This window comes from Fibrobacter sp., assembly GCA_012523595.1.
GTDB lineage: Bacteria > Fibrobacterota > Chitinivibrionia > Chitinivibrionales > Chitinispirillaceae > JAAYIG01.
This window is the reverse complement of sequence record JAAYIG010000089.1, coordinates 1-7,486: the sequence shown is the minus strand read 5'-3', so window position 1 is coordinate 7,486 and position 7,486 is coordinate 1. Positions and strand designations below refer to the sequence as shown.

5 protein-coding genes and 1 pseudogene are annotated in these 7,486 nt (G+C 44.8%); 5 read left to right on the top strand and 1 reads right to left on the bottom strand.

Features of this window, described 5'->3' with window-relative positions; all coding sequences use genetic code 11:
• Positions 1–85 precede the first annotated feature (85 nt).
• From GX089_05505 to GX089_05490, 4 genes are read left to right on the top strand one after another with little or no spacing between them, the layout of a single operon-like run.
• Positions 86–1,507 carry a TolC family protein gene (locus tag GX089_05505; protein ID NLP01929.1) on the top strand — a complete coding sequence of 474 codons (1,422 nt, stop codon included), beginning with the start codon at positions 86–88 and terminating at the stop codon, positions 1,505–1,507.
• Positions 1,508–2,548 carry an efflux RND transporter periplasmic adaptor subunit gene (locus GX089_05500; GenBank protein NLP01928.1) on the top strand — a complete coding sequence of 347 codons (1,041 nt, stop codon included), beginning with the start codon at positions 1,508–1,510 and terminating at the stop codon, positions 2,546–2,548.
• 12 nt (positions 2,549–2,560) lie between these two features.
• Positions 2,561–5,695 (top strand): efflux RND transporter permease subunit, encoded by a 3,135-nt coding sequence (locus GX089_05495; GenBank protein ID NLP01927.1) that lies wholly within the window; start codon positions 2,561–2,563, stop codon positions 5,693–5,695.
• Positions 5,673–6,374 (top strand): TetR/AcrR family transcriptional regulator, encoded by a 702-nt coding sequence (locus GX089_05490; protein NLP01926.1) that lies wholly within the window; start codon positions 5,673–5,675, stop codon positions 6,372–6,374. The genes GX089_05495 and GX089_05490 overlap by 23 nt, the downstream gene beginning before the upstream one ends.
• Positions 6,375–6,458: 84 nt before the next feature.
• Here the strand turns inward: GX089_05490 and GX089_05485 are convergent, their stop codons facing one another.
• A complete protein-coding gene (locus tag GX089_05485) occupies positions 6,459–6,881 on the bottom strand; it encodes a hypothetical protein (protein ID NLP01925.1) in 423 nt (140 codons plus the stop codon).
• A gap of 343 nt (positions 6,882–7,224) precedes the next feature.
• Between GX089_05485 and GX089_05480 the strand changes: the two are divergent.
• Positions 7,225–7,314: pseudogene (locus tag GX089_05480) on the top strand (DNA alkylation repair protein).
• Positions 7,315–7,486: the final 172 nt, after the last annotated feature.

Genomic DNA, 7,486 nt, shown 5'->3' with positions numbered 1-7,486 from the left:
TGCGTCACTAAAAAGTTGCTTTGTACTCAATTTTTTCGTATAATTAAAATGTCATCACCAGTAACCAACTCAAAGAGGAATTGTTATGAAAAGCAGCATTCCCCTTCTTCTTCTGATCATACCGCTTACACTTGGCGCTAAACAGTTATCAAAAAAGGAGATACTCCAGCACGCCTTCAACCATGCCGAGGAGCTTACTCTCATAAAAAAGGAGCTGGCATCGGCCCAAAGCATGGAAAAGGAGTATCGGGGAAAGGGTTTTCCCACAATCGAGGCATCGGCGAACTACAAACTGGCTCCCAAACAGTATATTCCCTACTCTTTTAATATTGGCGGGGGAGGTGATGGGGTTTTAAGCCTTATGGATCCGACTCAGCCAGGTTTCAGAAACGATGCCACCATTGCGGGTGCGTTCGATCAAATTGTCTCCTCGCTGTCGGATCTGGATTTAACCCCGGGAAAAAACACTTTTGCCCTGGGACTCACTCTCACTCAGCCGATTTTTGCTCAGGGGAAGATCTCTAAAGGGCTTAAACTTGCTCAGGTCTATTACGGGTTATTGGATCTGAAGTACAAAAATGCTAAGCTTACCCTGGCAAAGGAGATAACCAATGCCTATAACAGTGCATTGCTGGCTGATCAGAACAGGGAGGTACGTCAGCAGGCGGTTGCACTTGCAGAAGAGACCCACCGGCTCACCAGGGCTCGTCTGGAAAGCGGTAAAGGCAATGTTCTTGACACGCTTAACTCCAGATTTTCTCTCCAGCAGGCGAAATTAGCACTGAGAGAGGCGGAAAAAAACCGGCATCTGGCAGTCAGGAACCTGCTGACAATTGCATCGATGGAGGCAGATCCTGATGAGGTCGTCTTAACCGATTCACTGGTGATTATCGATTTCAATATGACTGAGGAGGAGGCTTTTAAACGGTTATCTGATGAAAACATCGCGATTCAGCAGATTAATAAGGGAATCGAGATGCAGCAGTGGCAGACAAAGATAGTCAAGGCTGACTTTTTACCCACGGTCTTTGCCGGCGCATCGGTTTCAAAGGTCAGCATGTTCAATACCGGGGAAGAGTTTGAATGGGGTGATGACCAGAAGATATTTGTTGGAGCAACTGTTCCCATTTTCTCAGGCGGACAGAAGCTGCAAAAAGTCAGACAAGCGGATTATGAGGAGCAGAAGCTGGAGGAGACAAGAAAAAAGACTCTTAATCAGCTCAATCTCGCCCTGGCAAGCTGCTTTGAGGAACTCGCGGTTGCAAAGGAGGAATGCGCTGAGGCGCTTCATCTGATTGCGTTGACAACCCAGGGGGCAGAGATCGCATCGCTTTCCTATGAAATCGGACAGATTACTCAGGTTGATCTTACCAACAGCAGGCAGCAGTTAAGTTTGTCAAAACTTGCGTACAACAACGCGGTACATAAGCTCAATGCCGCAATCACCGGAATAAAAATGTTGATCGGGGATAATTCTTTATTATTAGCAGAGCAGGAGGGTAAATAAATGAAAGGTACCGGATTGGCACTGATTTTTTCAACGGCATTCCTGCTTGCGGGATGCAGTAACGGACAGAAAAAAGCGGAAAATGCACCGAAGACCATCCAGCAGATTCAATCCGAAAAGGGAATACCGGTTACAACCGAAAAGATCGGTTATGGGACGATCAGGAGGATCGAGCGGAGCAATGGTACACTCCAGGGAGTAGCAGAGGCAACACTGGCCAACGGTCTGGGTGGAACACTAAAAGAGATCAAAGTGGCAGTAGGAAGTATTGTCAAGAAAGATGATGTGGTGGCAGTGATGGAAATTGACGGTGGCTCGCCAATCGATGTTGCCCAGAGTGCTTTTGAATACGCGGAGAAGGCTTATGAACGGGCACAGAGGCTTCATGCACAGGGTGCTATCTCCAGGGAACAGGTAGACGGGGCACGCGTACAGTATGAGGATGCAAAGAGGAATCTGGGACAGGCCAGGGTGGGAGTAAATGTTATCGCACCATTTACAGGTACGGTAATAGAGATCTATCAGAGTGAAGGCAGCAAGATCAGTGAAAGAACTCCTGTTGTCAAAATTGCGGATATTTCCGTTATAGAAGTACAGATGCAGGTAAATGAGCAGGCTGTCAGTTTCTATAAAAAGGGGCAGAAATCTTTTCTGTTGATGGAAGAGGATACGGTCTGGGGTTCAATCGACCGGGTCGCACTGGGTGCAAACGGTCTGGCGCACAGTTTCAAGGTAACGGCACGCTTTCCAAATCAGAAGCGCCTGTTGAAAGCCGGCATGTTCAAGCAGATTCACACAATTGTCAATGAGAAAAAGGATGCCCTGTATGTTCCGCTCGAGGCTGTCAATTTTACACAGGGAAATGAGCCATACCTTTTTTCTATACAAAACGGTAAAGCAGTCAAAAAGAATGTTACCCTGGGTATCAATACCGGATATGTTTACGAAATAGTGCAGGGATGCACCCTTGATGACCATGTTATTGTGTCGGGCCTTTCGATGCTTCAGGATGGCTTAAAAGTTAATGTGGTGAATCAGTAAAGGAGATACACTATGAGCATTGCCGGAATAAGCATTCGACGGCCGCTGATGATGATAATGTGCATTCTGGCGGTGGCCATGTTCGGAGTGGTGGTATTTTTCAGGCTGCCTGTAGATAAGATACCGGATATGGAACTCCCTTATATCACGGTTCAGGCAATTTATCCCGGAGCAGGACCTGATCAGATCGAGCTTAATGTGGTTAAGCCGATCGAAGAACAGGTGAGCACAATCGGGGGGCTGAAACATGTCACATCATACTGTCTGGAATCAGCCGCATTTCTGGTGCTGGAGTTTAATGCTGGAACCAATCCTGATATTGCATCGATGGAGGTAAAGGACAAAATAGACCAGATCCTTTACACTCTTCCTGAAGATCTGGAAAAACCGGTTGTCTCCAAGCACAATCCCAACGATCAGCCCATTGTCATACTGTCTGTTACAGCTCCGGTTTCACCGGACAAGCTCAGACGATATGTTGACAATGAGATAAAAGACTGTTTTGCCCAGATAAGCGGTGTAGCGAAGGTGGATGTGATCGGAGGACGGGAGCGTGAGATCATTGTAAAGCTGGATCCTGAAAAACTGGCAGCTCACAATCTTACCATCTTTCAGGTCGCTGCCCTTCTCAAGGCACAGAATACTACTATTCCCGGCGGATTTGTGACAGGTGAAAACAGGGAGTATTCTGTAAAGGTTTCCGGAGAATACTGCTCGCTCGATGAGATCCGGGAGACGCAGATTCCGGTTCACAAGCAGTATGGAACCGTAATGGAAAACTACACCGTAAGAATAAAGGATATAGCCGCGGTTGAGGACGGTTACAAAGAGGTGCGTGAATTTGCCAGGTATCAGGGTAAGGAATCGGTTCACATCTCTATTACAAAGAATTCGGATGCAAACGTTGTTAAAACCGCTGACCTGGTTCTGGCAAAGGCAGAGGAGATAAGATCGCAGCTTCCGGAGGGATACTCGATCGATGTAATTGAAAATTCATCAACGTTTACCAAAAGTATTGTTGAAGATACCTATGGTAATATCGTGACCGGGATAATCCTTACCGCGCTTATTCTTCTGCTGTTTCTTTTTGACTGGCGGACTACTCTTATTGCCGCGATTACGATGCCCCTTTCGCTGATAATGGCGTTGGTGGGGATGAGTGCGGCGAAACTGTCTCTGAATACAATTACCCTTATGTCACTGACAGTCTCGATTGGACTGCTGGTTACAAACTCAATAGTGGTCATAGAGAATATCGTCCGCCACAGAAACAGCGGAAAGAACATTCGCAAGGCATCAGAGGAGGGGACAAATGAGATCTTTATGGCCGTGCTTGCGTCAACTCTGACCAACCTCGCGGTATTTATCCCCATAGCCACTACATCGGGAATTATCGGAAGTGCTTTTAAGGCTTTAGGTTTGACGATTGTATTTGCAACTGTAGCTTCTATTTTCCTGAGTTTTACGCTTACTCCTCTTTTGGCATCGAGACTGTTAAAGCAGAAAAATAACGCCGGGTCAAAAGGAAAAGGCCCCAATATTGTCGATCGTCTTCTTTACAGTATCGAAAGACGCTATAAGAAGCATCTTGACTGGCTGCTTTCAAACAGGGTTGCCCAGTTTACTGTTGTGGTAAGCATTTTATTGATTTTCTGGGCGACTTTGCAGTTTATAACACCGAAACTGGGTTCTGAATTTGTGCCTAAGATCGATGAAGGTGTCATATCTATAGCCATAGAGCTTCCTCCCGGAACTCCCATCGAAGTTACCAAAAGGCGGGTACTGGAAGTGGAGGAACTGATGAAGGGTCTTCCGGACCTGATTTCGATCTCCTCCTCAATCGGAGGAAACGGAATAAACACCGGTGTACAATATGGTGAAGTCAGGCTGCAGTTAACTCCTGAGACACAGCGTAAAGAGTCGGTTTTTGAGAAGATAAATATTATTCGTCCGATGCTTTCCGATATTCCAGATGCAAAAATCAGTATCACATCTGTGGGTGGAATTGCGGGAGAGAACGAAGGCGCTGACATGGTAATCGAAGTAAAGGGTGTAGAGATGGAGAAAGTGATTGCCATTTCAGATCAGATTTCCGGCATTCTTTACAACACACAGGATTTGACAGATATTAACAGTTCCTGGAAGGGAGACAAGCCTGAGATAGCCATTGTTCCAAACAGGGGGCGTCTGGAGCATTACGGCCTTTCTCCAAGTCTGGCCCAGTCTGTAACTATACAGATGTTAGGAGGGCTGGTAAGGTATAATATTACCGGGGATGACGGGGCTATATACAGGGAAAAAGGTGAAGATTTTCCGATCAGGGTTCAGTTGGATAAACGCGCAAGAAGTACGGTTAGGGACATTCAGACCATGGAGGTGCTGACACCCAGGGGGCCGGTGCCGCTGGAGGCTGTTGCGGATGTGAAGTACACAGGAGGAGTCTCTTCAATAACACGTAAAGACAAGCAGAGGATGATACAGGTCTCTGCCAACCTGACAAGCGGTAATGTGGGAAAGAAAATCGCTGCTTTAAAAGAGAGATTCAATGAAATTGAACTGGAACCTGGATACAGCATAAAGTTTGCCGGTTTGCAGGATCTTCAGAATGAATCTTTCAGCCAGTTGGGACTGGCCGCAGTCCTGGCGGTAATTCTGACATTCATGCTGCTTGTGGCTTTGCTGGAATCCATCCCAATGGCTTTTGTTATCATGTTGACAATTCCTCTGGGGCTTATTGGTGTTGTCTGGTTTATGTACTTAACCAGCAGCACGCTTTCCATGGTTTCTTTGCTGTCCATTATCATGCTTATAGGAGTGGTTGTCAACAACGCGATACTGCTAGTGGATTATGCAAGGATGCGCAGGCTTGAGGATGGGATATCGGCAAGGGAAGCGATTGTGCAGGCAGGCGGAACAAAGCTCAGGGCAATTCTTATGTCTAATCTGGCAATCATAATCTCGATGGTTCCTATGGCTCTGGGTATAGGCGCAGGAGGAAATTTCAGGGCATCTTTTGCAATCACAACAATTGGCGGGGTACTTGTATCAACTATATTTACTTTCTTCCTGATACCTGTTCTTTATATATGGACGGCACCGTCTCTGAAGAAACTCAGGGAAGAATATGAATCTGAGCATACAGTGTGAAAGGATAAATTCGATGGAAGAACTGGATTGTAGAGAAAAAAGAAAACAATTGGTCAAAGATGCAAAAACCAGCCTGATTCTTGATGCTGCCCTGGAGGTCCTTGCACAGAAAGGATACTATGAAACCAGGCTGGAGGATATCGCGGAAAAGGCGGGTTTCTCAAAATCTGCCCTTTACCGTTACTATAAAGATAAAGATGAGATATTCTTGACAATTGCTGTAAGGGAAAGAAACAGAGTTTATGATAAACTCACAAATGATCCTCAGTACCGGTTGGATAAACAGCTTCATATAAGTGAAAATATCCGCCGTTTCCTCTCTGCCGCATTTACAGTCTGGGGGGAGTATTTTCCCTTTATTCTGACCCTTAATTCATTTCAGGTTTTTTCCCTTATTGACCAGCTTCAGAATCAGAATGATCTGATGGAGATAGAGAGGGATTTTCTCTTTGGTGAAAGCAAGTTTGAGGAGCTGATGACCGGGTTGTTTGATGATGCAAGAGAAAAGGGGGAGATTACCACCGCTTTGACTTCAACACGGATCTATGATTTCCTGCAGGGTCTGGTATTCGCAATGGTTAAAAACTGGTATCAGCAGAAAAGCATGGAAGATATCGATGATGCAGTCGATCAGATATTGAGCTTTCTTGGTAATGGGATAGGGATGTCAGATAAGTAATGCTCAAGCCGGCTTGTATAGATGTATACAGGCGCATTCACCGGAAATGCGCCTGTAATCTGTTGAGAAGAGTCTGTAACTATCTCACTGGGGCCTTGAATATTTTCTGAATATTTTCCGGTCAGCCTTCTTGCTCAAACATTCTTTTTCAGGCCAGCTTGCTGGTGGAACAGTGCCTGCAAATCTTTTGTATGTGATTTTCATCTTTTCATAACCATCTTCATCGGTGTAGGTAGAGAGGGCGGTTAAAGTGTTCCCATTAACCTGCAGAGTAGTACTCCAGGTGCAACCATCATAAGACCCGCTGAAATCTTCCCCAATCAGACGGTTTCCACTTAAAGAATATGGAACTGATATGATTTCTACACAATCATCATAGGAATAGTGGTAAAGAAACGTGATATTCTTAGAATCAAAGAGGATGAACTCACTTGAATCGGTAATAGCCTCAGTTTCAGTGCCACGATCATTATCCGCAGGGAAATCCCAGGATTCCTCATATTCCACAGCTCTCCATAATCCGACCAAATCATCCTGGCTGACAGAAGCAGAACTGGGGCTGTCATCGCACATTGTAAGCAAAAAAACGGATGAAATTAATGCTGCTGAAAGGGGTTTTTTTTAAAGACATGCAGTACCTCCATTGGTTTGGGTGAAAATTATAAACTGATGAGTAATCGTATATTAACTTATGCATGAGTTAAAGTCAAGTAATTGATTGATGCCGTTTCAATTGGTGACAGACGCTACAGCTTAATATATTAATAAGAAATGATATGTTGTTTTTTCCAGAATTGATAAATAAAATTTCAGCGTAAAGGATTGAATGTATATGGAAGAGATCATAGATGGAGTAAAAGTTCCTGTCGTAAATAAAATCAGCAAGGGGATTTTCAAACATATTGAAAATGAATTGAAGTCACAGGTATTTGATTTGTGCTAGAAACTGTGGCAGTCAGGGTTTATCGAGGAATCTTTTGTGGCGTGCAACTGGTCATAGGGTGTGCGGAATTTTTTGTGTAAACTGGTATATAGTGCAGGTGTATTTAATGCTACAAATAATATAACTGCATAGTTTATGTAATTGCAATAGTGTTTCCAATAATTGGAAC

Bases quoted from the DNA above. Each gene is read 5' to 3' on its own strand.
- GX089_05505 (NLP01929.1), top strand. From the start codon at position 86: ATGAAAAGCAGCATTCCCCTTCTTCTTCTGATCATACCGCTTACACTT.
- GX089_05500 (NLP01928.1), top strand. From the start codon at position 1,508: ATGAAAGGTACCGGATTGGCACTGATTTTTTCAACGGCATTCCTGCTT.
- GX089_05495 (NLP01927.1), top strand. From the start codon at position 2,561: ATGAGCATTGCCGGAATAAGCATTCGACGGCCGCTGATGATGATAATG.
- GX089_05490 (NLP01926.1), top strand. From the start codon at position 5,673: ATGAATCTGAGCATACAGTGTGAAAGGATAAATTCGATGGAAGAACTG.